The sequence below is a fragment of the Marinobacter azerbaijanicus genome (genome assembly GCF_030250645.1).
Taxonomy (GTDB): domain Bacteria; phylum Pseudomonadota; class Gammaproteobacteria; order Pseudomonadales; family Oleiphilaceae; genus Marinobacter; species Marinobacter azerbaijanicus.
Genome location: NZ_JASSVS010000001.1, coordinates 512,121 through 537,257 on the forward strand (window position 1 = coordinate 512,121; position 25,137 = coordinate 537,257).

Below are 25,137 nucleotides of genomic sequence, written 5' to 3' on the forward strand. Positions count from 1 at the left end.
ACAAAGCACTGGCAGCCTGAATCCGTGGCCAGACACCGGAACACACCATGACATTTTTCTCAGGGCTTACCTCCAGGCACTTTGCGCAAACGCTGCTATTGGCGCTTTGCTGGCTGCTGATTGTGAGGGCAAGCTACATATTGCAAAGCGGTATCTGGCCACACCCAGCCGGAATGGTGGCAAGTGATCTTGCCGGTGCGCTGATTCTCGGTGTACTACTCAGTATAACCGCCGGTGCCGCAAGAGCGCTGATGGTCATCCTGTTGGGCTGCGCCGCCTTCGTGGCGGGCATGCATCTGACGGTTCATGGCACGCTTTTTCAGTTGTCGCTTATCGGCAAGGGAGTCGACCCCACTTTTGTAACCGGAAGCCTGATCAACCGGCACTCTCTGCTGCTACCGGTGTACCTTGCCTTCGCCTGGCTGCTGCACCGCATGCACCGCAGGCTGACGACCTACCCCGTAACCGGTGGCAAGGGGCTGGTAGTGTGCGCCGCCCTTGTAGTAGTGATCTACGGGGTAAGCTTTCAGAGCCTGACCACGCCCACAAACAACCTGGTGGCCAGCTTTTTTTCACAGATTCCCGGAGCTCTGGCCAGCCCTTTCACGGCTGCAGTAAGTCGGGATGATAATGTACAGGGGGAAAACGGGCAGGAGGTTCGGGACGATACCAATTTTTTTCATCAGCAGGTGGCCATTCCCTACGTGGAAAGTCCGCCCAACGTATTACTGATTATGGTTGAGGGGCTGTCCGGAGGCTATTTCCCCAGCTTGAGTGACTATCATGGACTCGCCCCCTCTGTTGAGTTGGAGAGTCTTGAGAAGAATCTGAAACGGCACGATTTCCGCATCTACCGGAATGCCTTGAGCATGGATCGGCAGACAGACCGGGGAACGTTCTCCATTCTCTGCGGTGAATACCCGGATTACAGCAGACAGTCCCGCAAAATGATTGAAGTGGCCGAAGGCCGGGCCAAGGTTGACTGCATGCCCGAGAAACTTCTGGAACATGGCTATAGCACGGCGTACTGGCAGGCGGCGCCCCTTCATTACATGCGCAAAGGGGAATTTATGCCGAGGGTCGGGTTCCAGGACGTCACCGGGGCCGAAGTCTTCACCAGCCAGGGCGACAAGGTGGAAGGCTGGGGGCCACCCGACCCAGCGTATTTCGACAATATCGGCGAACGTATCCGCAAGCTGGATGCCAGCGCGGCCCCATGGATGGTGACCCTGTTGAATGTGGGCACACACCACCCCTTCAAAGTCGAAGAAGAACGGGCAACTGACGATACGTTTGACACCCCGGACATTAAAGATCTGGCCCGGGTAGAACCTCAGGAAGCCCGTCGAAAAGCCATGAAGACCATGGAAAAGTCACTGAACCGGTTTCTGGATGGTCTGGCATCCGATGGCCTCCTTGATGACACATTGGTGATTCTCACATCCGACGAATCCGGAGGATTTATACGACAGGGCCCTGAGACACTTCCCCTGAACAACAACGTTGGAGTGCTCGCCATCCGACCTCCAGATGTGGATGACCTGAACCGGTTTGCGCCACGGAACCAGATCGTCGCACAGATAGATGTCCCTGTGACGGTACTGGATTTCACAGGACTGGGCACAATGATCGGCGACATGATCGGCCGCAGCCTTCTGGTCAAGCCGAAGAATATTGACCGCGACCTCCTGCTCGCGGACACCTACACAGGACTGAAATATTTCCTCCGGGAGTCGGGTCAGCTGCTGAGCTGCAGTGAACTGATGACCCGTTGCAGTACGTGGAATTTCAACCCGGAGCGATTGTTCGGCACACTCGAGAAGACCGATACTGAGCCCTTTCTTACATTTGAGGAACGCACCGCACTGTTCAACAACACCGCACCTACAAAAGTGGTTGAGAACCCATAATGCAGAAGCTTCAAACCGGGAGACCCTCGCCTGAATGAAGACCCTTTCACTGCAGACCCTGGCATATCTGCACATTCACCGCCGGAGCTTACTGACGTTTTACCTGTTCTTTGCTGGCCTGACCGTTGCGGCGCTGATGCCTCTTTTTTCCGGCGCACTGGCCGCTCTCCGCCCGGTGACCGGCCAGGCCGCCATCAGTACCGGCGGGCTTGTGCAGTTCGTTATCTCACCGGGAGGTGTCGTTTGGTTAGTCGCTACTGCCACCATTGCCACACTGCTGGTGATTCTGCAGCAGGCAGGCATGACCTGGATTGCTGCGGCTGGCGGGCACCGGGAATACCGGATAGCGATATCAGCACTCTGGGCAGTTGCCCGTCATTTCAGGAAACTTTCAGCTCTTGCCCTGCTACAGGTCACGGGGCACCTTCTGCTAGCAATGCCCTTTCTGCTTGGCGTAATCCTCGCCTATCAGCTTCTGCTTTCACCCCACGACCTGTATTACCTGAGTCTGGAACGGCCACCGGTGGTCTGGTGGTTCATGGGCATCTCTGCTATCGCGGCTCTTGGCATCGCTGTATGTAACGGCTGGCTCTATCTGCGATGGATACTCTCGGTTCCCCTGGTATTGCTGGATGGCCATGGGGCCAGGGAAGCCCTGAGGCTAAGCAACCATTATGTTCACGGTCAGCGCTTGCCCGCCACAGGTGCGCTGCTGGCAGGCCTTGCTGGGCTGGTGGTACTGCCTGTACTGGTTACTCTTGGATTCCAGATGGCCGGGAGCCAGATGCTACCCCGCTTGCCAGAGCGGATGGACATACTCATGCCCGTCACCCTGACGTTCGTCGCACTGTACATTCTCTTCACAATCACACTGGCATTTGCAGGCATAGCTGCCTACAGCATGCTTATCTACAGCGTCTATCGCAGGGCAACCGGCCACTACCAGCGCGTGTCCATAAAGGATCTGCCAAAACAGGCGGGCCCCAAGGCCTGGGCTGCGGAAATACTGGTCATCGTTCTGGCGGTTGGCCAGGCCTGGTTTGTACTCCAGTCTTTCGAACAACGGGACGAGGTTTCGATAACAGCACACAGGGGCAGCGCCTTCAAGGCACCGGAAAACACCCTGAGCGCCATTGAGCAGGCCATTGAGGATGGAGCTGACTACATCGAGATTGATGTTCGCATGACAGCCGATGGCGTGCCCGTGCTCTGGCACGACGCCGATATGAGGCGGGTATTCGGGCTGAATGGCAAAATATCCGATATTACTCTGGAAGAGGCCCGCGAGCGGGATGCGGGCTCCTGGTTCGGGCCCGACTTCAGTAACGAGCGAATAGCCACGCTGGAGGAGGTTATCGCCACCACTCGCGGCAGAGCCGGCCTGTATGTCGACATAAAACCTGATCCGGCCACTCCCGAACTGACCAGCGACGTCGTTCGCCTGCTACAACAAATGGATGCTGTTGAAGGCACCGTGATCGCAGCCGCCGAGTGGTACGTTCTGGCGGAAGTACGAAGCCTGGAACCCGCACTGAAAACCACACTGCTGGCGCAATTCATTGTTGGCCCACTATGGGAACAGAGCTTCGACATCCTCGGCCTGCGGCAGAACAGGGTTACACCCGCTACCGTGGCTCAAACTCACCAGTCCGGCAATGAACTTCATGTGTGGACGGTCAACAATCCCGTCGCCATGTCGCGTTTCATCGACATGGGTGTGGACAATATCATCACTGATCGGCCGGATGTCCTGGCGGAACTGCTTGAGCGCCGAAGCGAACTTACCGACGCCGAAGTGCTGGTGGTCAAGTTGCGTAACTGGTTACGCTAGTCCGGCATAGTCTCACCAGAACCACCCATCTCCGCGGGTACATCCCTGAACTTTACGATACCGTCGCGGACAGGCAAGACACGCTCCTGATAATGCACATGAACACCGGGACTGAATTTGACATCGGGAATAATGGCCGCATACACATCAACCAGACCCAATGACGGGTGGTCGGTGAGAACATGACCGCCACAGATACGACACCACTTTCGATAGCTCTGAGATGTTTTTCTATAGGTACCCAGCTTGTCCTCACCTTGAATCACAGACGCGGCTTCAGGCTTCCACAAGGTAAAAGCGTTAACAGGCCCTGCCGACCAGTGTCGACATGATTCGCAGTGGCAGTACCCCATTGCTTCGGGCACTCCCCTTACCTCAATCTCGACAGTACCGCAAAAACAGGAACCACGGGCAATCTGTTCGTTGTTCATGGATGGCACCCCCTTGCTATTCAACCCAGCAGCAAAATGCCGCCCCGGTTCATAACTCAGTGTCCTGCAGCTGGAATTGCCCGGAAAGTGGTGAAAATGACATTATTAACGGGTCATCCAGCCACAGGGAGGCAAAGCCAGTGATCAATGTCACTGTGGTACTGGTTGAGGGTGGAATGCCTTCAACAGCCGTTGCACCGGTAGAGATATTCGACAGCGCCGGCAAGCTCTGGAACACTATGCGAGGGGAGCCCGCACGGCCATTTTTCAGGGTGCGGACCGCCTCACTTGATGGTGCTCCGGTGAAAACCGGGGTTTGCCTGAATCTGACTCCCGATGGCTGCCTCGATGACATCAGATCGGCTGATGTCATCATCGTTTCTGCAGTAGGCGCAGACATTGACGCTGCGTCTCAGGCCAACAGACCGCTATATCCCTGGCTACGCTACTGGCACACCCACGGGGCAATCATCGCCGGCGTTTGTGCGGGGGTGGCCCTGGTGGCGGAAGCCGGGCTGCTTGACGGGCACCCCGCCACCACTCACTGGGGCGTTGTGGAAGCCTGCCGGCGACGATACCCAGAAGTGCAGTGGCAGCCGGAGCGGTTGCTGACCGAATCTGACAGGCGCCTGTGCAGCGGGGGAGTCTATGCCTCGGTAGACCTCAGCCTGTATCTGGTGGAAAAATTCTGTGGTCATCAGGTAGCCATGGAAACCGCGAAAGCACTGCTGCTGGAAACACCACGAACCTGGCAAATCGGCTATGCAGCGGAACCGCCACAATCCCGACATGAAGACGCCCGAATCCTGAAGGCCCAGGAGTGGCTGTTCCATCATTTTGACACCGACATACGCCTCGAAGACGTTGCAGAGCAGGTAGCCCTCACCCCCCGTACTTTCGCTCGACGATTCAAGCTGGCCACCGGAGAGACACCGATGAATTACCTGCATCGAATACGAATCAACGCAGCGCGCCATATGCTGGAAAACGACGCCCGTGGCATCCACAGCATCAGTGAAGCTGTTGGCTACGATGACACAGCCTTCTTCAGACGCATTTTCAAGCGCCATACCGGCCAGTCGCCCGGGCAGTACCGCCAGAGATTTGGGATCAGCCCACCTGAATCCGTTGCTATCAGTGCCAGGACGCCGCACCGTTGATGGGTACAAACAAGGCCATCAGGGCTCTCTCAGTCGATACCCGACACCGGTGACGGTTTCAATGCGATCAGCCTGGCCGCCCAGTTTCCGCCGCAGGGTCCTCACTACGGCGTCAACCACGTTGCTACCACCTTCATAACGAGTTCCCCATACTTCTCTGAGCAGTTCGCTGCGAGATACGGCTTTACCGCGCCGGGCAACCAGGTAGCGCGTTACCCCGAACTCCAGTGGCGTCAGTGCCACCCTGCCCTCATCAAGCACCAGTTCCCTGGCATCCACGTCAAGCAACCCGATTTCCTGTTGCACGCCAAGTTCCGCAGCTGCAAGATCCGCCAGCCACCCATCCACCGAGGCCGGGCCGAAATCGAGCACAGCGGAGTGGTATTGACGACCATCCAGCACGACCGTTCTCTCAGCCAGCACCTCAAAGCCCAGGCGCCGGGCAACGGGCGCATAGGCCTCAAGATCCGTGACCGTCAGGTAAACCCGACGTAGCCTGGGGCGCAGTTCCATGTAGGCCCTTTTCAGATCGAGCCAGACCGCCGCCTGAGCCTCGCCAGGAGAATCACCGTCACCAAGGCTCAACCAGCGGCGACAAAACAGAGCAATTGAGTCCTTTGGCATGGGGTATCGTTTCAGGTGGGAGTACCATTGCTCCATGATAGGGTCGTCCAGCATCCAGCCAGACTCCAACTCGTCTGACCGGAACTTGCAGTAGAAACCGACAGTGCGCCCCGCACTGTCGCGAACCACTGAAAATGCCCTTGGTATACGATGCCACCACCGCAGGATCGACTCAGTGGCTTCCCGGCCTTCGCAGGCATGAAGAATATCTGTCAGTGCTGTCTCATCAACCACACTTGCCATTTCCACGGTCAGGGCTGCCGGTGATCCACTGGGGAAAAAAGCTTCCCGCACAATCGGATTTTCAATCATGAAAAGCACATCTGCGGTATAACGCCAGAGGTCACCACCACCAACAGACCCTGCCTCACGGGTCAGTTGTCGCCAGGCGGCCCGCCGGTATTCGAGATAACGCTCAGGATCACTTGCATGAAGAGACCGTGCGATTGCCTCACGCACTGCATCATGAATCATCAGTCCGTCACTGGTAGCGTCCACAAACGGCAAGCGGCGCAGTCGCTCGAGGGCGTCCCGGGGCGCCAGGTCGGGAAACAGCACCTGCAGCAATGACAGGGTCACCCGACGAACGACCGCAGAACCTTCAAGCACCCGCCTGGTGACCGCATCGTTCACATCCTCCAGGAAAATGTGCGTCAACTCATCCAGGGCGTGCTGCAGTGGTGTGTCGGTTGGCCACTGTTCCGGTGTTACCTCCCGCAAGGCAGCTGCTGCCAGTTTCAGTGCCAATGGGTGGCCGTGGGTGGAACGGGCAATGATAGCCCCATGCTTCTCGCTGATTCCCAGAGTGAGCAAGAAATCCCGGGCCTCGTTTTCAGTCAGCGACGAGACGGGCACAGCACGCATCAACTGTCCCCATCCGGGGCTCGTATACCAGGCCGCAGCCGGTGGCTGACGGCCACCAAGCACAACCCTTACATTCTCCGGAAGCGATGGAATGAACACCTGTCTCAGCCATGTGTCCAACAGCCTGAAAACCTCGAACGCATCGAAAGCCAGGACAACGATACCCCCAAGACCGCCCAGGCGATCCACGACCACGCCGGTATCCTGAGCAGCTACACCGATTGCCTCACTCAGTGCACTGAGCACACCCTGCTCTGTGGGTTCCACATGGCGGCAGTCAAGCTGGATCACGGTGGCGCCATGGGTGCGGGCGATACTCGCAAAGCGAGCCAGCAGCGTCGTTTTGCCAATACCGGCGATTCCGTGAACGTGCATTACCCGCGGGCCCTGCGGCTCCAGCAGGGTTCCCAGAATGGTCAATTCGGCAATACGGCCTACGAAGTTCTGGTGAGCGCAGGCCGTCAGCAAGTCGGACATCCTTTGCGGCATGGCAGATCTCTCCCGCTACATTCTCATAATATTCTCATCCCCTCATCACCTCCAACCACGCATTCAGGGCTATAACTAACAGTAGCAGTAACAACAGACAAACCCGCAACCACGAAAGGAGCAGGATATGACTACTGAATGGAAAATGCAGGGGGAATACCTTGAAAGCTGCACATGCAAGGGCGCCTGCCCCTGTGTCTACCTGGAAGCACCGACAGAGGGTGACTGCACAGCCATGGTCGGCTGGCACATTGAGAAAGGCCATTACGGCGACGTTACGCTTGATGACCTGAACATCGCGGTGGCACTGAACTCGCCAGGGCCAATGTCTGAAGGCAACTGGAAGGCGGTGCTTTACCTTGACCAGCGCGCAAGTGAACAGCAGCAAGAGGCGCTGGGCAATGTTTTCGGCGGCAAGGCTGGGGGCCATCCCGAATTGCTGGCATCAATGATTGGTGAGGTACTTGCTGTAGAGACACAGCCCATTGGCTTCGTGGTCGAAAACGGTCGCAGACACCTCACCATAGGCGACTCCCATGAAGCCAACATTAACGCCATTGAAGGACAGGATGGCCAGGATGTGACGATCAACAACCATCCGTTTGCCGTTGCTCCCGGTTACTCACTGGTGGTTGCAAAGTCCCGGTCTCTGCGGCACCAGAATCATGGCCTGCAAATGAACCTGAGCGAACGGGCAGCTCTCTACTCGCCTTTCGAGTACACCGGCCCCTGACCCTGGAGGCAGCCGTTATGGAACTGACAATGGCGAAACTTCACTCGCTGGAACGAGCCCTGATAGCAACTGCTGTTGTCTTGCTCACGTTATTGGCATGGTCTTATATGGCCATGCCAATGCCAGCGACCGTAGCCGATGGATCGAAACCGCATCTGCCTGCTCTCATCCTGATCATGTGGACTGTCATGATGGTTGCCATGATGCTACCCAGCGCGACACCGATGATCATGACCTATATGAAAGTCTGCCAGCGGCGCAGGGCATCAAATAGGTCCATGTCACCCACCTGGGTGTTCCTGGCCGGGTATCTGACTGTCTGGACAGGCTTTGGTGTCCTGGCTGCACTGTTACAGTGGAGCCTGAACAAGACGGCCTTGCTGAGCCCGGCGATAGGGCATGTGGGGCCGGTGACAGGGGGTGTTCTGCTGATAATGGCAGGAGCGTACCAGTTCAGCCGCCTCAAACAGGCGTGTCTCGGCAAGTGCCAGTCGCCGCTGGGCTTTCTGATGACGGAATGGCGGGAAGGCCTGGCCGGTGCTTTTGTCATGGGTATTCGGCACGGTGCATTCTGTACCGGATGTTGCTGGGCCCTGATGCTCTTGATGTTCGTGGGTGGCGTGATGAACCTGGTCTGGATGATCGGACTGGCCCTCTATTTCCTGGCCGAGAAACTGGTGCCCTGGCAGCGGTTGTTCAGCCACATCACCGGTAGCATATTGATCGCCTCTGGAACACTGATCCTCGGCATCCAGTGACATTTCCGGATGCGCATGAAACCGGATGATCGGCATCCTGTTACCGTGATGCGCCGGGCTCAAACAACAGCTTGATGTAACTTCGTAGCAGCAACAGCTGGTGCGGCAGGATAGCCCGCTCTCCAGTGGCCCGTCCCAGCACAAGGCCACCTTCAATGACTGTTGAGACCATATCCGCCAGGGCATCCCGATCGATGGCATCACGGGGTTCGTAGTGTTCGTAAATCGAGTCCAGCAATCCGCGAAACCGTACGCGCCAGTTCAGGACAATGCGACGATTCAGTTCCCGCACATCCCTGTCAAACAGGCTTTCCTGATAGCAGTAGGTAGCCACCAGGCATCCGGGATGAGCCTGTGGCAGGTTCTCCATGATTTCCGCCAACAGCTTGAGTCCCACCAGGAACCCCTGTAGTGGATCCTCAGTCAGTTCCCTCCCCCTGGCAAACACATCATCCAGCAAAGAGTCTTCCCTGGCCATATAACGTAACAGTAATGCCCGGGCTAACGCGTTCTTGTTGGCAAAATGGTACAGGAAGCCACTTTTGGTTATGCCGGCCTCAGCGATCACTTCTTCGATCGACGTCGCACCAAACCCCTTCTTCAGTACTGAACTTTCAGTTATGTCAAGCAACCGCTCACGGGTAGCCTGTCCCTTCTCCATTTGCCACCTCCGGTGAACCATACCCTGAGTATGGTTTAACCTGCGGGAGCTTCGATCACCAGTGCCCAGGGCAGCACCGAACACCTTCTACACCCTTGTTTTAAAGAGACAAATTTCCCCTCAAAAAAACCACACCATGCGCTCTCTGGTTGCCGTTTGCTTCCAGACACATACTGGTTGCAACTGGAAACGACCGGTTGTCACCTATAGGGAGGATAGCATCATGACACGCAACGCTGAGACCATCGCATGCGCGGACCATGAAGCAGACCCGGCGCTGGCAGAGACATTCAGTGAACGCATGGTGGAGGTGCTCAACTCCGGGGCACTGGCACTGATGCTCTCAGTCGGCCACCGTACCGGACTGCTCGACGCCATGGCAGACATGCCTCCGGCCACCAGTGCCGGCATTGCCGAAAAGGCAGGCCTTGATGAGCGCTATGTCAGGGAATGGCTGGGCGCAATGACAGTCGGTGGGATTGTTGATCATGACCCTGTGACGGAGGACTACTACCTTCCACCTGAGCATGCCGCCAGTCTCTGCCGGAAGTCACCGACAGACAATATAGCGGTGTTCGCCCAGTATATCCCGCTGCTGGGCTCCGTGGAGGATGACATTGTTCACTGCTTTCGACACGGCGGTGGGGTCCCATACGAACGCTTTGATCGTTTTCACGATGTCATGGCCGAAGACAGCGGACAGTCCGTCGTTCCTGCCCTGGAAACCCACATTCTGCCGCTCGTGCCGGGGCTTACCGAGCGTCTGGAACAGGGCATTGATGTCCTTGACGTTGGGTGTGGCAGGGGGCGGGCCCTGAACAGGCTGGCCAGATTGTTCCCCCGGAGCCGGTTTACCGGATACGACATATCCGAGGACGCCATCAGGTATGCCGCGCAGGAAGCCAGGGCAATCAGCAACGACAACGTAACGTTCAAGGTGTTTGACGCCGGTAACCTGGAACGCAATGGCAATCCCGGCGCCTACGAGCTAATCACCACCTTCGATGCCGTGCACGATCAGAAAGATCCCCTCACGGTACTCAGGGGTATCCGGAAATCGCTTGCGGACGAGGGTGTCTATCTGGCCCAGGACATCAAGGGATCAAGCCACCATCACAGTGACAGAGACCATCCTATAGGCCCCCTTCTCTACACCATATCCTGCATGCATTGCATGACCGTTTCCCTGGCTCAGGACGGTGAGGGCCTGGGCGCCATGTGGGGGCGGGAAAAAGCCGTTGAGTATTTCAAGGCGGCGGGCTTCCGGAATATTGATGTTCATGAGCTTGACCACGATTTCCAGAATTACTGGTATGTATGCCGCCCCTGAACCGTTCGGGGGCGAACGGCTATCACTGCAGGCCCGGATATCCGGGTTTTCTGCCTGAAAGCCGGTACAAAGCCGCAAGAAGTCCCTGGAGCAGGGCAATTGTGGGCCATAACAACCAGCTGAGGATGTACAGGGCCGGAACAAGAATGACTAACCAGCCAGCGATCTGCATGATCAGCGGAGAAACGCCAAGCACATCCGCCACACCGGCAAAGAAATCATTGATCAGGCTGGGGTGGGTAACTACCAGGTACCCTGCCCCGAGAATAACCGGCCATTTCGCGTATCGGGCACTGCTGAGAATAAGTCGTCCACTGCCGGTAATACGGGCCGCCAGAGCCGCCGACCGGGTTGAAAGCCTGGCACCCTGAGTGGCCTTTGCCGCTGTGCGACCGGCACGAAGAACCTTGACGGCGCTGGCAAATACCAGCACATCCACCGAGGCCCAGCCGATATCACTGGCGGAAATGTCGTCACCAGTGCGGTAATCCGCTTCCAGTTGCCGCACACCACTGGTAAAGAACTGTGCAATACCTTCGGTCACCCGTTCGGTCTGAACCCACTGGGTCTGACCACTGGCATCCACCACAAACTGTCCCAGAAAATCGTGTCCCTCGTTACGTATGAAGTTCACCGCATACCAGCCGCGCTCCTCCGGGGAGAGCGGCTCGGCACTTTCCGGTTGACCGGGCTCCTTGCCTCTCAACTCAGCAATGTATCCCCTGGCCCGCTCGTACTGGCGGGCCGCTTTGTTCATCCATTCGATCGAGCTGACGGGGTTACGGATGAAGTAGTGAATCGGCAGCAGTACATGCTCACCGTAGGTACGTAAAACGTCACGAAATTCTGGCTCGGCGGCATAGAGCGGGAGAATGGTTCGGGCCATTTCAGGATAGGCCAGCAGAGCGGCCCTGGCCTTGAGCAGTGTCAGGGGATCATCGCCGAGGTCCAGGATTGCGGCCTGGACCTCGATCGGTTCGTGCTTGATGTTGTCAAAACCGGGCAAAGCTTCCCGGGCCTGGATCGAGATGAGCCTCTGCTCAACGGGCACAGGCCGGGAAGCATGACTGACAAGGGCAGCAACCAGTAGCGCCACCCCCAGAATCACCATCGCTTTTTTCAAACACCCACCTCTGGCTGGTGCTGATGGAGCCTTTGATTTACTGCTCCACAAACGCCCTTTCGATCACATAATGCCCGAGGTTACCATGGCGTGCTTCCTTGAAGCCCATATTGTTGAGAATGGAACAGGTATCTTTGAGCATGCTCGGGCTGCCGCAGACCATGAAACGATCGTTCTCAAGGTCAAATTCCGGCAGGCCCAGATCGCTGGTGAGCTTACCGTTCTCCATGGCGTCCGTCAGACGCCCGGTATTGCGGAACTCTTCACGCGTAACCGTTGGATAGTAGAGGAGCTTGCCCTCGACCATTTCACCGAAAAACTCGTTATTCGGCAGTTCCTCAATCTCTTCCTGATACGCCAGTTCTGACTTGTAGCGCACCCCGTGGGTTACGATGACCTTGTCAAATGCCTCGTACACCTCTGGATCCTTGATGATGCTGATGAAGGGCGCAAGACCGGTGCCGGTGCTGATCAGCCAGAGATTTTTCCCTGGCAGAAGGTTGTCCATAATCAGGGTACCGGTAGGCTTGCGGCTCACCATGATCTCGTCGCCAACCTGGATTTTCTGCAGGCGCGACGTCAGGGGACCGTCCTGTACCTTGATGGAGAAGAACTCCAGTTCCTCTTCGTAGTTGGCACTGGCAATGCTGTAGGCGCGCATCAGCGGCTTACCGTCGGTTTCCAGGCCAATCATGGTGAAATGGCCATTCTTGAACCGGAATCCGGGATCACGGGTGGTGGTGAAGCTGAAGAGGGTGTCGTTCCAGTGACGAACACTTGTTACACGCTCTTTATTCAGGTTACTCATGTACACCTCTTGCCGGTTCGTTACGCGTTTTACGGCGAATATTTCAATTCTAGACTAATTCAATTCTAACGCGGCACAACCTATCGGTAAAATGGGATATTCTCATAACCTTATTCGAGAAATTCGATTATAACTTTTCCCAGCAAGTACGGGTCGTCCCCTGACCGAAACGAGGGCCGGCATTGAATAAACACCAGCAGGAGGCTAACGTACCGACTTAATCGAACATATTAATAAATCCATTCGAGTCGATCGATTATGAGGTACAGCTTCCGACAGCTTGAGGTATTCCTCGCAGCAGCTCACTTCCAGAACATCACCCGGGCTGCGGATTCCCTGGCCATGTCCCAGTCCGCCGCCAGCAGCGCCCTTAAAGAACTGGAGAACCAGTTCAATATCCAGCTTTTTGACCGCGTCGGCAAACGGTTACAGCTCAACGAGCTGGGCCGCCTGTACCGCCCGAAAGTGGAAGCCCTGCTCGCCCGGGCTGGTGAGCTGGAGCAGGCCTTCAGCAAGCATACCGAAGTCGGAGCCCTGAAGGTTGGCGCCACCCTCACGATCGGCAACTATCTGGCCGTAGGCGTTATGGCCCAGTATATGAAAACGCCCACTCACCCCAAGGTGTCCCTTGAAGTGGCGAACACGCGCACCATTGCCAAACGGGTCAGTGACTTTGAGCTGGATATCGGGCTGATCGAGGGTGAATTACAGTCGTCGGAACTGGAAGTCATCCCCTGGCGGGGCGATGAACTGGTGGTTTTCTGCTCTCCGGACCACCCCTATGCCAACAAGGGGAGGCTTTCGGACTCCGACCTGCGATCCGCGACCTGGGTAATGCGGGAGCAAGGCTCGGGAACCCGCCAGACCTTTGAAAGGGGCATGCATGGCCTGCTACCGGATCTGGACATTCTGCTTGAACTGGAGCATACCGAAGCCATCAAACGCGCTGTGGAAGCCAACCTCGGTATTGGCTGCCTGTCACGGGTGTGCCTCGCAGATGCGTTTCGAAGAGGTAGCCTGGTGCCGCTGGAGGTTCCTGAGGAAAGACAGTTCGACCGGACCTTTTACTTCATCCTGCACAAGCAGAAGTACCGTAGCGCGGGTATCGATCGCTGGATAGAGCTCTGTGAACAGCTTCAGGACCCGCCACTGGCAGGTCCGTAACCATCAGACCGGCCCGCTGTGAAACCGGAATTCAGTATCCGGTGACTCGATCAGCTGCTTTTCCAGTGCGAGGAAAGTGGTAACACGATCAGTCACCGGGCCGGCTGCGGCCTGCTCAGCCAGGGCGAGGTAATCCCGGTAATGACGGGCCTCGGATTTCAGCAACCCGTTGTAAAAACTGGCCAGCTCGTCGTCCAGGTGCGGCGCCAGGGCGGCGAAGCGCTCACAGGAACGAGCCTCAATAATGGCCCCGACGATCAGAACATCCACAAGTCGACCGGGATCTTCCGCCCTCACCTCTTTGCGCAGGCCTGCGGCATAACGCGCCGGGGTCAGATGATCGTAGCGCACTCCACGCTTGCTCATTATGGCCAGCACCTGCTCAAAATGACGCAGTTCTTCCCGGGCCAGACGGGACATCCTGTTGAGTAGATCGGTGTTGTCCACATAGCGATACATAAGGCTCAGTGCCGTGGAGGCAGCCTTTTTCTCACAATGGGCGTGGTCGATCAGCAGCAGGTCCTGATTGGCAAGGGCATTTTCAATCCAGCGCTGGGGGGTTCTGCAAGGGAGGAATTCGTGAATGGCGCTCAACGGGTCGGTCATGGTTCACAGCGGGTCGGCTAATTGGGCCACGCAGTATACACGACCTAACAGATGCCTCCGACCTCTGTCCAACTTAACTTTGTAAGGGGTTTCCTATAGAATGCAGCGCCAACTTAACGCCTTTTCGCCATAAAACTCCCGCCGGGCAACGACGCCCAGGGCGCGGAACATTCCAACTGATGAGGGTCCATATCGTGTTAGAAGCCTATCGTGAACACGTTGCAGAACGCGAAGCTCTGGGTATTCCCCCCAAGCCTCTGAACGCTGAACAGACCGCCGCGCTGGTCGAGCTCCTGAAGAATCCCCCTGCAGGTGAAGAAGAAACGCTGGTTTACCTACTTGAAAACCGTATCCCGCCAGGCGTTGACGAAGCGGCCTACGTAAAAGCAGCTTTCCTTTCTGCCATTGTAAAAGGTGAAGCCACATCTCCGCTGATTGACAAAAAGAAGGCTGTCCAGCTGCTGGGCATGATGCAGGGTGGCTACAACATCGCCACTCTGGTTGACCTTCTGGACGACAGCGAACTGGCCGAGATGGCTGGCGAAGAGCTCAAACACACGCTGCTGATGTTCGACGCGTTCAACGACGTCAAAGAAAAAATGGACGCCGGAAACGCTATCGCCAAGTCTGTGGTTGAATCCTGGGCCAATGCCGAGTGGTTCACCAACAAGAAGAAGGTTCCCGAGAGCACCAAGATGGTGGTGTTCAAGGTTACCGGCGAAACTAACACTGATGACCTGTCCCCTGCGCCGGATGCCTGGTCCCGTCCGGATATCCCGCTGCATGCCCGCGCTGCCTACAAAATGGAGCGTGACGGCCTGAAGCCGGACGAACCCGGCGTCACCGGCCCGATGAGCCAGATCGACGAAATCAAGTCGAAAGGCCTGCCTGTTGCCTTCGTCGGCGATGTTGTGGGTACCGGTTCCTCCCGTAAGTCTGCCACCAACTCCGTGCTGTGGTTCTTCGGTGACGACATCCCCGGCGTACCCAACAAGCGCGCCGGTGGTGTGTGTATCGGCAACAAAGTTGCCCCGATCTTCTTCAACACCATGGAAGATGCCGGCGCCCTGGTATTCGAAGCTCCGGTCGACGACATGAACATGGGCGATGTGATCGAAATCCGCCCCTACGAAGGCAAGATCCTGAACGAAGCCGGGGAGACCATCTCCGAGTTCAACTTCAAGTCCGATGTGATCCTGGACGAAGTCCAGGCCGGCGGTCGTATCCCGCTGATTATCGGACGTGGCCTGACCAACAAGGCCCGTACCGCACTGGGCATGGGCGCCACTGATGTCTTCCGTCTTCCGAATGACCCGGAAGAAGGCACCAAGGGCTTCACCCTGGGCCAGAAGATGGTCGGCAAGGCCTGCGGCCTGGAAGAAGGCAAAGGCGTTCGTCCTGGCACCTACTGCGAGCCGCACATGACCACCGTGGGTTCCCAGGATACTACTGGCCCGATGACTCGTGACGAGCTGAAAGACCTGGCGTGCCTGGGCTTCCAGGCCGACCTGGTGATGCAGTCCTTCTGCCACACCGCTGCTTACCCCAAGCCGGTTGACGTGGAAATGCAGCACACCATGCCGGACTTCATCCGCACCCGTGGCGGTGTCTCCCTGCGTCCGGGCGACGGCATCATCCACTCCTGGCTGAACCGCATGCTGCTGCCTGACACCGTAGGTACTGGTGGTGACTCCCACACCCGTTTCCCCATGGGCATTTCCTTCCCGGCCGGTTCCGGCCTGGTGGCGTTTGCCGCCGCCACCGGCGTTATGCCCCTGGATATGCCGGAATCCGTTCTGGTTCGCTTCAAAGGCGAAATGCAGCCAGGCATCACACTGCGCGATCTGGTACACGCGATTCCGCTGTATGGCATCAAACAGGGTCTGCTGACCGTTGAGAAGAAAGGCAAGATCAACGAGTTCTCCGGTCGCATCCTGGAAATCGAAGGCCTTGAACACCTGACAGTTGAGCAGGCGTTCGAACTGTCCGACGCCTCCGCCGAGCGTTCCGCTGCCGGTTGTACCATCAACCTGTCTGAAGAGTCTGTAGCCGAGTACCTGCGCTCCAACATCACCATGCTGCGCTGGATGATCGCCGAAGGTTATGGCGACCCACGCACTCTGGAGCGTCGCGCCCAGCAGATGGAAGAGTGGATCGCCGATCCGAAGCTGATGCGAGCTGACAAGGACGCCGAGTACTCCCACGTGGTTGAAATCGACCTGGCCGACATCAAAGAGCCCATCGTGTGCTGCCCGAACGATCCGGACGATGCCCGCACCCTGTCCGAAGTGGCTGGCGACAAGGTAGACGAAGTATTCATCGGCTCCTGCATGACTAACATCGGTCACTTCCGTGCCGCGGGTAAACTGCTGGCACAGAACAAGGAACCCCTGAAGACCCGTCTGTGGATGTCTCCTCCCACCAAGATGGACCAGGCCCAGTTGATGGAAGAAGGTTACTTCAACATCTACGGCACCGCCGGTGTACGCACCGAGATGCCGGGCTGCTCCCTGTGCATGGGTAACCAGGCACGTGTGGCAGCGAAGAGCACGGTTCTGTCCACCTCCACCCGTAACTTCCCCAACCGCCTGGGCGATGGTGCCAACGTGTACCTGACCTCTGCGGAACTGGCGGCTGTAGGCGCGGTACTGGGCAAGCTGCCGACAACGGCAGAGTACATGGAGTACGCCAAGGACCTGAACAGCATGTCTGCAGAGATCTACAAGTATCTCAACTTTGACCAGATGGAGAACTACACCAACAAGGCGTCTGAAGCGACCGTTGCTTAAGACCTTAAAGGTTTAGCTCCATGAAAACGCCAGCCTTCGGGCTGGCGTTTTTTTTGGTTCGTTGCTGGCTTAGGAGCCTGCCAGTTTTGTGGCTGGGCCCGTCGCGGGGTACCTTTTCTGTCGGGAAAAAGAACTCGCTGCGCTCAGACACCTTTTTCCCGACAGAAAAGGTACCCCACACCGTGCCCGATCTGACTGACTGGATATATCCCGCGGCGGCCCCAGACTCCAAAAAAAAGGGGCCCCCGCAGGAGCCCCTTTTCAACAGTCCAGAGACTGTTTACGGCAGATCACGTGCTCCGCGACCCATGGCACGCTGGAACTGGTCCAGGATGGTCTGGTGAGGCTCACCAGAGAGCTTGGACACAACGATTACCGCAATGGTAGCGAAGATGAAGCCGGGTACGATCTCGTAGAGGTCAAACAGACCACCGGAGAGATTGCCCCAGACAACAACCGTCACACCACCAACAACGATACCGGCGATGGCGCCCGCGCGGTTCATCTTGTTCCAGAACAGCGACAGGATCAGTGCCGGACCGAAGGCTGCGCCGAAGCCTGCCCAGGCGTAGGACACCAGATCCAGCACCTTGCTGTCAGGGTCGAGACCCAGCAACAACGCAAGGATAGCGATGCCGACAACAGCAAAGCGGCCAACCCATACCAGTTCGGTCTGGGACGCTTCCTTGCGGAAGAGCGCCTTGTAGAAGTCCTCGGCCAGTGCGGATGAAGACACCAGCAACTGGGAGTCAGCCGTACTCATGATTGCGGCCAGGATGGCGGCCAGCAGGATACCGGCGATCACCGGATGGAACATGGCATCAACCAGCAGCATGAATGCACGCTCACCGTCATCCAGCGGCGTGTCGAAGTAGCCAATGGCAGAGAAGCCGACCAGCAGTGCACCAAGCAGACCCAGACCACTCCAGATTACGGCAATGCGGCGGGCCGCCGGCACGTCATCTTCGGAACGAATGGCCTTGAAACGCGCCAGGATGTGAGGCTGGCCAAAATAACCCAGACCCCAGGCAAGCAACGATACGATCGACAGTATTCCAAGCGCTTCGCCGTCCGTGCCGGTAAAGGCGTTGAGGAACTCGGGGTTCTTTGCCTCCATGGCAGCCTGGGTTTCGCCCCAGCCACCCGCTGCGTTCATGGCCATGATTGGTACCAGCAGCAATGCTGCAAACATTAGCAGGCCCTGAATGACGTCCGTCCAGGATACCGCGAGGAAACCACCGAAGAAGGTGTAGGACACCACCGCGAGCGTGCCGATAACAACGGCCGTGGTGTAGTCAATGCCGAATACGGTTTCAAACAGCTTGCCCCCTGCAACCAGACCGGAACTGGTGTAGAACAGGAAGAACAGCAGGATGAAGAACGCACATACCACCCGCAGGATACGACTGGTGTCGTTGAATCGATTCTCGAAGTAGGAAGGCAGCGTCAGCGAGTCACCAGCGGCCAGGGAGTAGGTCCGCAGGCGACGGGCAACAAACAGCCAGTTCAGCCAGGTGCCCGCCAGCAGACCAACGGCAATCCAGATGGCTTCGTAACCGGCTGCGTAGGCATAGCCAGGCAGACCCAGCAGCAGCCAGCCGCTCATGTCGGAAGCACCAGCACTCAGTGCAGATGGCAGTGGCCCCAGACTGCGGCCACCGAGAATATAGTCTGAAAGATTCGTGGTTCGTTTCCAGGCGACATAACCTACTCCCAACATCAAAAAGATGTATAAGATAAAGGTTATGGTCACCCCTACGCTATTTCCTATCATTTTGGTTTTCTCCCCGTGCGCTATCTGGGTTCATTATTGTTGACTTCAGACTCCTTTACCTCATCCGTTGCGCTGGATGAGGTAAGGAAGCCCCTTAATGGGTGTAAACACCCCGGCTCATCACGGCTTCCATGCCGCTTATGTTTTTCCTAAACCTTTTCAATACCAAGTGACAACAGCGATGCGTTTCCACCCACCGCTGTTGTGTTAATGGTGCGGGTTCTCTCGGTGGCAAACCGAAGCAGGTAATGAGGACCACCGGCCTTGGGTCCAGTACCGGAAAGGCCACGGCCACCGAATGGCTGCACACCGACCACAGCCCCAATCTGGTTACGATTTACGTAGGTATTGCCCACTTTTACCCGCCTCTCAATATAGGCTGCCGTGGACTCACTCCGGCTGTGAATGCCCAGGGTTAGCCCATACCCCGTGGCGTTAATCTCATCAATCACCTCATCCAGCTTCTCTGCAGTGTAGTGGACAACATGAAGAATGGGCCCGAAATGCTCGTTTTTAAGCTCATTTATGCCGGAAATGCCGTAGGCCGATGGTGGGACGAAGTAGCCTGACTGACACGCTTCCGATAGCGGTACCCTGGCAATAAGGCGCGAGCCCCTGTCCAGCTCCTCCAGGTGCGACTGCAACCCGGACAGCGCCTCGCCATCAATTACCGGGCCGACATCAGTGCTGTGTAACTCCGGATTACCGATGGATAACTCCTGCATGGCGCCTGCCAGCAGTTCTTCCATGCGTCCGGCCACATCTTTCTGGATATAGAGCACACGCAACGCCGAGCAGCGCTGCCCGGCACTGACAAAGGCAGACTGGATAACATCCCTGACCACCTGTTCCGGTAACGCACTGCTGTCCACAATCATGGCGTTCTGCCCCCCTGTCTCTGCAATCAGGGGCACAATGGCGCCCTCCCGCTGAGCCAGTGTGCGATTGAGGATATGCGCCACCTCTGTAGAACCGGTGAAGGCCACGCCGGCAATTCTGGGGTCCGGGGTCAGTTTGCCGCCGATTGTTGCGCCATCACCGGGTAAAAGCTGAATCACATCTGGCGGGAAGCCGGCCTCGAGCATCAGCTCAAAGGCACGGCCTGCCACCAGGCTTGTCTGTTCCGCCGGCTTGGCAATGACTGCATTACCTGCAACCAGAGCTGCCATGATCTGGCCAGTAAAGATGGCCAGCGGAAAATTCCAGGGACTGATGCATAGAAACACACCGCGCCCTTCCATATAGAGCTCGTTACTTTCGCCGGTCGGCCCCGGCAGTGCCATGGCATCGCCAAAGCGGGCCCTTCCCTGAATGGCGTAGTAGCGACAGAAATCAACGGCTTCGCGAACCTCATCAATACCGTCCTGCATGGTCTTTCCCGCTTCCCGGCAACAGATCGCCATGAGCTCTTCCATGTGGGATTCCATCAGGTCCGCATACCTTTCCAGGCACCGGGCGCGGTCCTCCACCGGGCGATCCCGCCAGGCGGGGAAGCCGGCGGCAGCAACACTGAGGGCTTCAGCAGCCTGGGCTTCACTGCTCCAGTAAACCTGCCCTACGGGTCGGGTCATGTCGTAGGGAGCCGTGATTTCCCCGGGGTTCCCTTCACGCCTTTTTTCCCCACCGATTACCGGCGCAGCCTCCCAACTGGTCGCTGACCACTGGGAGAGATGATTCAGTAACGGGTCGAGATCGGCAGCAACGTGAATATTCATGCCCCTGGAATTACGGCGCTCATCCCCATACAGATGGGTTGGTGCCGGAATCCGGTCATTGGGAAGGGAGTCGTATTTCTGGAGTTCGTGAACCGGGTTCTGCACCAGGTCCTCGATGGGGGTGGCGGCGTCCACCAGCCGGTGCACGAACGAGGAGTTAGCCCCGTTCTCCAGCAGACGACGGACCAGGTACGGCAACAGATCCTTGTGGGCGCCAACCGGCGCATAAATACGCACCGGAATGTCGTTCTCTTCAAGAATACCGTTGTACAGCGCATCGCCCATGCCATGGAGACGCTGGAACTCAATCCTGCGGCGCTTGTTCTTCGCCATGGCCAGGACTGAAGCGACTGTGTGGGCATTATGACTGGCCAGCTGGGGGTACAACGCCCCTTCTGTATAGTCGCTGAGCAGGAATCGAAGGCACGCCAGATACGATGTATCGGTCGCTTCCTTGCGGGTGAACACAGGATAGCTTTCCAACCCCAGTTGCTGGCAGATCTTGATTTCCGTATCCCAATAGGCGCCCTTCACCAGCCTGACGGGGATCTCATCACCCTGCTCTTTCGCCAGCTTGGTAAGCCAGCACAACACCGGAAGCGCCCGTTTGGAGTAAGCTTGAATGACCAGCCCGAATCCACCCCACCCTCTCACAGCCGGCGCTGCGAACACCTTTTCGAACAGCTTCAGGGATAACTCCAGGCGGTCCATTTCCTCAGCATCAATGGTAATGGCTACGTTTCGTTGCCGCGCAACAGTCAGGAGATCAATCAACGTGCAGTACAGTTCGTCCAGAACACGCGCTTCCTGAGATGCCTCGTATCTGGGATGGAGCGCAGAGAGTTTGATTGAAATGGAGGGGGCCAGGGTCTCGCCACCGGAATAGCTATCGCTTCCAACCGATTCAATGGCATCCAGATAGTCCTTCAGGTAGCGAGCAGCATCATCACGGGTCATAGCCGCTTCGCCAAGCATGTCGAACGAATAGGTGTACCCCATGTCCCGGTATTCACGGGCATTCCTGAGGGCTTCGTCGATATCACGGCCAAGAACGAACTGCTTGCCCATGATGGCCATGGCCTGGTACATGGCACTTCGAATGACGGGCTCGCCGCTTCGTTTTACCAGACGGCGCCAGATGCTGGACGGTGAGCCGTCCAGCCGCTTGTCCATCCTGACCACTCGCCCGGTCAGCAGAAGCCCCCATGTGGAGGCATTGACAAGTGTTGATTCACTGCGGCCAACGTGCTTTTTCCAGTCAGCATCGGACAGTTTGTCCTGGATCAGGGCATCGGCGGTGAACTTGTCGGGAATGCGCATCAGCGCTTCGGCCAGGCACATCAACAGGATACCTTCCTGTGTATCGAGACTGTATTCCTGAAGCAGCGCATCGATCATGTGGACAGAGCTGTCCTGCTCCCTGACCTTTTTGATCAGGCCGGTAGCAGCCTCGGTAACGGCGCGATGTTCTGCGGCATCGCTCTGGGCAAGAGGGATCAGTTCATTGAGGTAGCGTGTTTCATCGACGGCGTAGTTGGCGACAACTCCCTGCCAGAAGAAGGATCTTGGCTGCTCCTGGAATGCAGGCTCCAATACCTTGCTTGCATTGAACATGTTAGCGCCCCGTCGATGGCACCGGCAATGCGCCGTATACCCGAATTCGTCATTCTGTTTGGGTCAGACAACACGCACAGATCCATCCAGCGCCCTGACGATGACCAGCTACCTCCATAAGTTAGTATTACTACGGATCACAAGCTTACAAAATCCTACGATTTTTTTGTAAATTCATCCTGAAATGGGCTTTTTTTAGCAAATCAGGCGACTTTGCCATCAATTCGTAACCTGGAGGGTGTTGTGCCTTTGTGTTTTCTGAGGGCGTTGGTCAGGGCACTCTGAGAGGAAAATCCGGTCCGGTAACTCACTTCCGATACCGACAGCGGCGTCATTGTCAGTAACTGCACTGCCTGCTCAAGGCGGGTCTGCAGCAGGAACTGGTGCGGCGTAACGCCGACCACCTCGCGGAACATTTCGTGAAAACGGCTGACGCTGAGGCAGGCCACGCCGGCAAGATCGTTGACGGTGATCTTGCGCTGAATGTTTTCCATGATGTAGCGCCGGATGGTATCCGGGCTTATGGCGTGGCGATTCGGGCGCACATCCCGCCCATCGTTCAATCGCTCCGCCATACAGTGCAGGATACTGGCGCCCATATGGCGCTTCATGCCCTCATTGTCCGGCGAACGGTCAAACTCTCCGGCCACAAACTGCACCAAACCCTGCAACTTGCTGTCCAGCACCAGCGTACGAGGCTTCTCGAATAACGGGGCAAGTGTCTCGTATTCACTATGAGCAGGGCTGTTGAAGGCCGGTAGATAGGGATCCAGGTTGATCACCAGAACATGGTTCTGAAGGTCACCACAGTAATCATGCCTGGCTTCAGTGGGCACCAGACAGGCGCGCCAGGTATCGAGATGGGAGCCGGTTCCGTCCACGCTGAGATCAGCCTCTCCGCGAACGCCCACAACGATCTGGTGGTGTTCGTGACGGTGGTGATGAGAAGCCGTTGGAAGCTTGAGCAAACGTGCGTTCAACATGCCCGCGGTCCGGAAGTTGATTGAGAATATTACTCAATTAAAGCAGAACATCGCGCAACATGCACGATCAAGGCCTAGTTACCAACCCACGGATCAGGCTGGTAACGTCCCTGCTTACCACTTCCAGAGGCTGTGCGGCATCCACAATGTGGTATCGATCAGGGTCTGTGGCAGCGCGGTCCAGGTAAGCCTGGCGTATGCGCTCAAAGAAGTCCACGGCTTCCCGTTCGAACCGGTCCAGCTCGCCTCTGTGACGGGCACGGGTCATGCCGGTTTCGACCGGCGCATCCAGCAAAACAATATGATCCGGCCGAAACGCCCCCTGCACCAGGTTTTCCAGCTGGGCTATATGCTCAACGGGCACACCACGCCCTCCCCCCTGATAGGCGAAGGTGGCGTCGGTAAAGCGGTCGCACAGTACCCAGCGTCCCGCTTCCAGTTCCGGAAGGATCAGGGTCTGGAGGTGCTGCGCGCGGGCGGCGAACATCAGCAGCAGTTCTGTCATGTCATTGACCGGCTCGTCCCGGGGTGCCAGCAACAGCTCGCGAATGGACTCCGCCATTGGAGTACCGCCGGGTTCCCGGGTGACAACGACGTCAACGCCCAGTGATTTCAGGGTATCCGCCGCATTCTCGAGCTGTGTGGACTTGCCAACCCCTTCTGTACCTTCAAAGGTAATAAACTGCCCGTGACTGGTCATTGCTCGTCTTCCCCGGTCTCAGGGTCAGAATCGGGAACTGGCGCCGGGGAGGAGCGGTAGTCAGAGCGCCGGTTGAGCTGGAATTCCCGCACCGCTTTCTGATGCTCCTGCAGGGTTCGGGAAAACTTGTGGGTGCCATCACCCCGTGCGACAAAATACAGTGCATCACCGTCGGCAGGATTCAGGGCTGCATGAATGGCCTCCCTCCCGGGCAGCGCTATGGGTGTCGGCGGCAAGCCGTCAATCCGGTAGGTGTTGTAGTCCGTGGGGGTTTGCAGGTCGCTGCGGGTGATTCGCCCTTTATACTTCTCCCCCATGCCATAGATTACCGTGGGATCTGTCTGCAGCCTCATCCCCTTCTCCAGGCGGCGGACAAAAACACCGGCCACCTCTTCCCGTTCGTGGGCAGCGCCGGTTTCCCGCTCAACGATAGAGGCCATGATCAGAGCTTCATAGGGCGAATCATAGGGCAGATCATCAGCCCTGGATTGCCATTCCGCCGCCAACACCTCTTCCATCTTCTCAAAGGCGCGGCGTAACAGATCCAGATCGGTTTCGCTGCTGGTGAACAGATAGGTATCCGGGAAAAAGCGTCCTTCTGGGTGCTCGCCTTCAGCGCCCATCGCTTTCATGATCTGTTCATCACTCCAGTCGGTGGTTATCTGTTCAATGCGCTCGCTGTTGGCCAGCGCCCGGCGCATATCCTGGAAGGTCCAGCCTTCTATGAACTGGATCTGCCAGTGCTTGGTGGCTCCGGCCACCATCACGGCGATCATATCCAGGGTACTCATCCCGGAGGTAAATTCGTACTCCCCGGCCTTCAGGCGTGTCTGCTCCGGAAAGAGCCTGCCATGAACCCTCAGCCACAGGCTGTCCGCCACGAGACCATCGGCCTCCAGCTTGCGGGCAACCTGCCCGTAACCGCTTCCGGAAGGGACAGTGAACAGAACCGGCTCATCCAGTGCCACCGGTTGCTCAAGGGTCTTCAGCCCCTGCCATACCCAGAGACTACTCCCCGCAACAGCCAGAACGAGGATGCAAAACAGACTGATTAATAACTTCTTGACCAA

19 protein-coding genes are annotated in these 25,137 nt (G+C 57.2%); 8 read left to right on the top strand and 11 right to left on the bottom strand.

Annotated elements, in window-relative coordinates:
• Positions 1-47: 47 nt before the first annotated feature.
• Positions 48-1,910: an LTA synthase family protein gene (locus QPM17_RS02330; protein ID WP_285388425.1), complete on the top strand. Its 1,863-nt coding sequence runs from the start codon at positions 48-50 to the stop codon at positions 1,908-1,910.
• Between the two features lie 34 nt (positions 1,911-1,944).
• Entirely contained in the window at positions 1,945-3,741 is a 1,797-nt protein-coding gene (locus QPM17_RS02335; RefSeq protein ID WP_285388426.1) for a glycerophosphodiester phosphodiesterase family protein, read from the top strand.
• On the opposite strand, the gene QPM17_RS02340 is transcribed toward QPM17_RS02335, so the two are convergent.
• Positions 3,738-4,172, bottom strand: a complete 435-nt coding sequence (locus tag QPM17_RS02340; RefSeq protein ID WP_285388427.1) for a GFA family protein — start codon at positions 4,170-4,172, stop codon at positions 3,738-3,740. The genes QPM17_RS02335 and QPM17_RS02340 overlap by 4 nt on opposite strands.
• A gap of 140 nt (positions 4,173-4,312) precedes the next feature.
• Between QPM17_RS02340 and QPM17_RS02345 the strand changes: the two genes are divergently transcribed.
• Complete coding sequence (locus QPM17_RS02345; protein WP_285388429.1) at positions 4,313-5,332, top strand: GlxA family transcriptional regulator; 1,020 nt, start codon at positions 4,313-4,315, stop codon at positions 5,330-5,332.
• An 18-nt stretch (positions 5,333-5,350) separates the two neighbouring features.
• On the opposite strand, the gene QPM17_RS02350 is transcribed toward QPM17_RS02345, so the two are convergent.
• Positions 5,351-7,309 carry a winged helix-turn-helix domain-containing protein gene (locus QPM17_RS02350; protein WP_285388431.1) on the bottom strand — a complete coding sequence of 653 codons (1,959 nt, stop codon included), beginning with the start codon at positions 7,307-7,309 and terminating at the stop codon, positions 5,351-5,353.
• A 127-nt stretch (positions 7,310-7,436) separates the two neighbouring features.
• Between QPM17_RS02350 and QPM17_RS02355 the strand changes: the two genes are divergently transcribed.
• Positions 7,437-8,042, top strand: coding sequence for a DUF1326 domain-containing protein (locus QPM17_RS02355; protein ID WP_285388433.1), 606 nt, complete (start codon positions 7,437-7,439; stop codon positions 8,040-8,042).
• Between the two features lie 17 nt (positions 8,043-8,059).
• A complete protein-coding gene (locus tag QPM17_RS02360) occupies positions 8,060-8,800 on the top strand; it encodes a DUF2182 domain-containing protein (RefSeq protein ID WP_285388434.1) in 741 nt (246 codons plus the stop codon).
• A 40-nt stretch (positions 8,801-8,840) separates the two neighbouring features.
• Here the strand turns inward: QPM17_RS02360 and QPM17_RS02365 are convergent, their stop codons facing one another.
• Positions 8,841-9,461 carry a TetR/AcrR family transcriptional regulator gene (locus QPM17_RS02365; RefSeq protein ID WP_285388435.1) on the bottom strand — a complete coding sequence of 207 codons (621 nt, stop codon included), beginning with the start codon at positions 9,459-9,461 and terminating at the stop codon, positions 8,841-8,843.
• 223 nt (positions 9,462-9,684) lie between these two features.
• Between QPM17_RS02365 and QPM17_RS02370 the strand changes: the two genes are divergently transcribed.
• A complete protein-coding gene (locus tag QPM17_RS02370) occupies positions 9,685-10,791 on the top strand; it encodes a class I SAM-dependent methyltransferase (protein WP_285388437.1) in 1,107 nt (368 codons plus the stop codon).
• Between the two features lie 22 nt (positions 10,792-10,813).
• On the opposite strand, the gene QPM17_RS02375 is transcribed toward QPM17_RS02370, so the two are convergent.
• Both QPM17_RS02375 and QPM17_RS02380 read right to left on the bottom strand, forming a co-directional pair.
• A complete protein-coding gene (locus tag QPM17_RS02375; RefSeq protein WP_285388438.1) occupies positions 10,814-11,914 on the bottom strand; it encodes a hypothetical protein in 1,101 nt (366 codons plus the stop codon).
• Positions 11,915-11,951: 37 nt separating this feature from the next.
• Positions 11,952-12,722, bottom strand: coding sequence for a ferredoxin--NADP reductase (locus tag QPM17_RS02380; RefSeq protein WP_285388439.1), 771 nt, complete (start codon positions 12,720-12,722; stop codon positions 11,952-11,954).
• A gap of 258 nt (positions 12,723-12,980) precedes the next feature.
• Between QPM17_RS02380 and QPM17_RS02385 the strand changes: the two genes are divergently transcribed.
• On the top strand, positions 12,981-13,886 hold the full coding sequence (locus QPM17_RS02385; RefSeq protein ID WP_285388440.1) for a LysR family transcriptional regulator: 906 nt from the start codon (positions 12,981-12,983) through the stop codon (positions 13,884-13,886).
• 3 nt (positions 13,887-13,889) lie between these two features.
• On the opposite strand, the gene QPM17_RS02390 is transcribed toward QPM17_RS02385, so the two are convergent.
• A complete protein-coding gene (locus QPM17_RS02390; RefSeq protein WP_285388441.1) occupies positions 13,890-14,492 on the bottom strand; it encodes a MiaE family protein in 603 nt (200 codons plus the stop codon).
• Positions 14,493-14,686: 194 nt separating this feature from the next.
• Here QPM17_RS02390 and acnB point away from each other — a divergent pair, with 194 nt between their 5' ends.
• Entirely contained in the window at positions 14,687-17,281 is a 2,595-nt protein-coding gene (gene acnB, locus QPM17_RS02395) for a bifunctional aconitate hydratase 2/2-methylisocitrate dehydratase (RefSeq protein ID WP_285388798.1), read from the top strand.
• Between the two features lie 280 nt (positions 17,282-17,561).
• On the opposite strand, the gene putP is transcribed toward acnB, so the two are convergent.
• The 5 genes from putP to mltG all read right to left on the bottom strand — a co-directional run bounded on the left by putP (position 17,562) and on the right by mltG (position 25,137).
• Positions 17,562-19,052: a sodium/proline symporter PutP gene (putP, locus tag QPM17_RS02400; protein WP_422732718.1), complete on the bottom strand. Its 1,491-nt coding sequence runs from the start codon at positions 19,050-19,052 to the stop codon at positions 17,562-17,564.
• Positions 19,053-19,204: 152 nt separating this feature from the next.
• Complete coding sequence (putA, locus tag QPM17_RS02405) at positions 19,205-22,384, bottom strand: bifunctional proline dehydrogenase/L-glutamate gamma-semialdehyde dehydrogenase PutA (protein ID WP_285388443.1); 3,180 nt, start codon at positions 22,382-22,384, stop codon at positions 19,205-19,207.
• 203 nt (positions 22,385-22,587) lie between these two features.
• Positions 22,588-23,367, bottom strand: coding sequence for an AraC family transcriptional regulator (locus QPM17_RS02410; RefSeq protein ID WP_285388444.1), 780 nt, complete (start codon positions 23,365-23,367; stop codon positions 22,588-22,590).
• Positions 23,368-23,434: 67 nt separating this feature from the next.
• Positions 23,435-24,067 (bottom strand): dTMP kinase, encoded by a 633-nt coding sequence (gene tmk / locus QPM17_RS02415; RefSeq protein WP_285388445.1) that lies wholly within the window; start codon positions 24,065-24,067, stop codon positions 23,435-23,437.
• Positions 24,064-25,137: an endolytic transglycosylase MltG gene (gene mltG / locus QPM17_RS02420; protein ID WP_285388446.1), complete on the bottom strand. Its 1,074-nt coding sequence runs from the start codon at positions 25,135-25,137 to the stop codon at positions 24,064-24,066. Before mltG ends, tmk begins: the two co-directional genes overlap by 4 nt.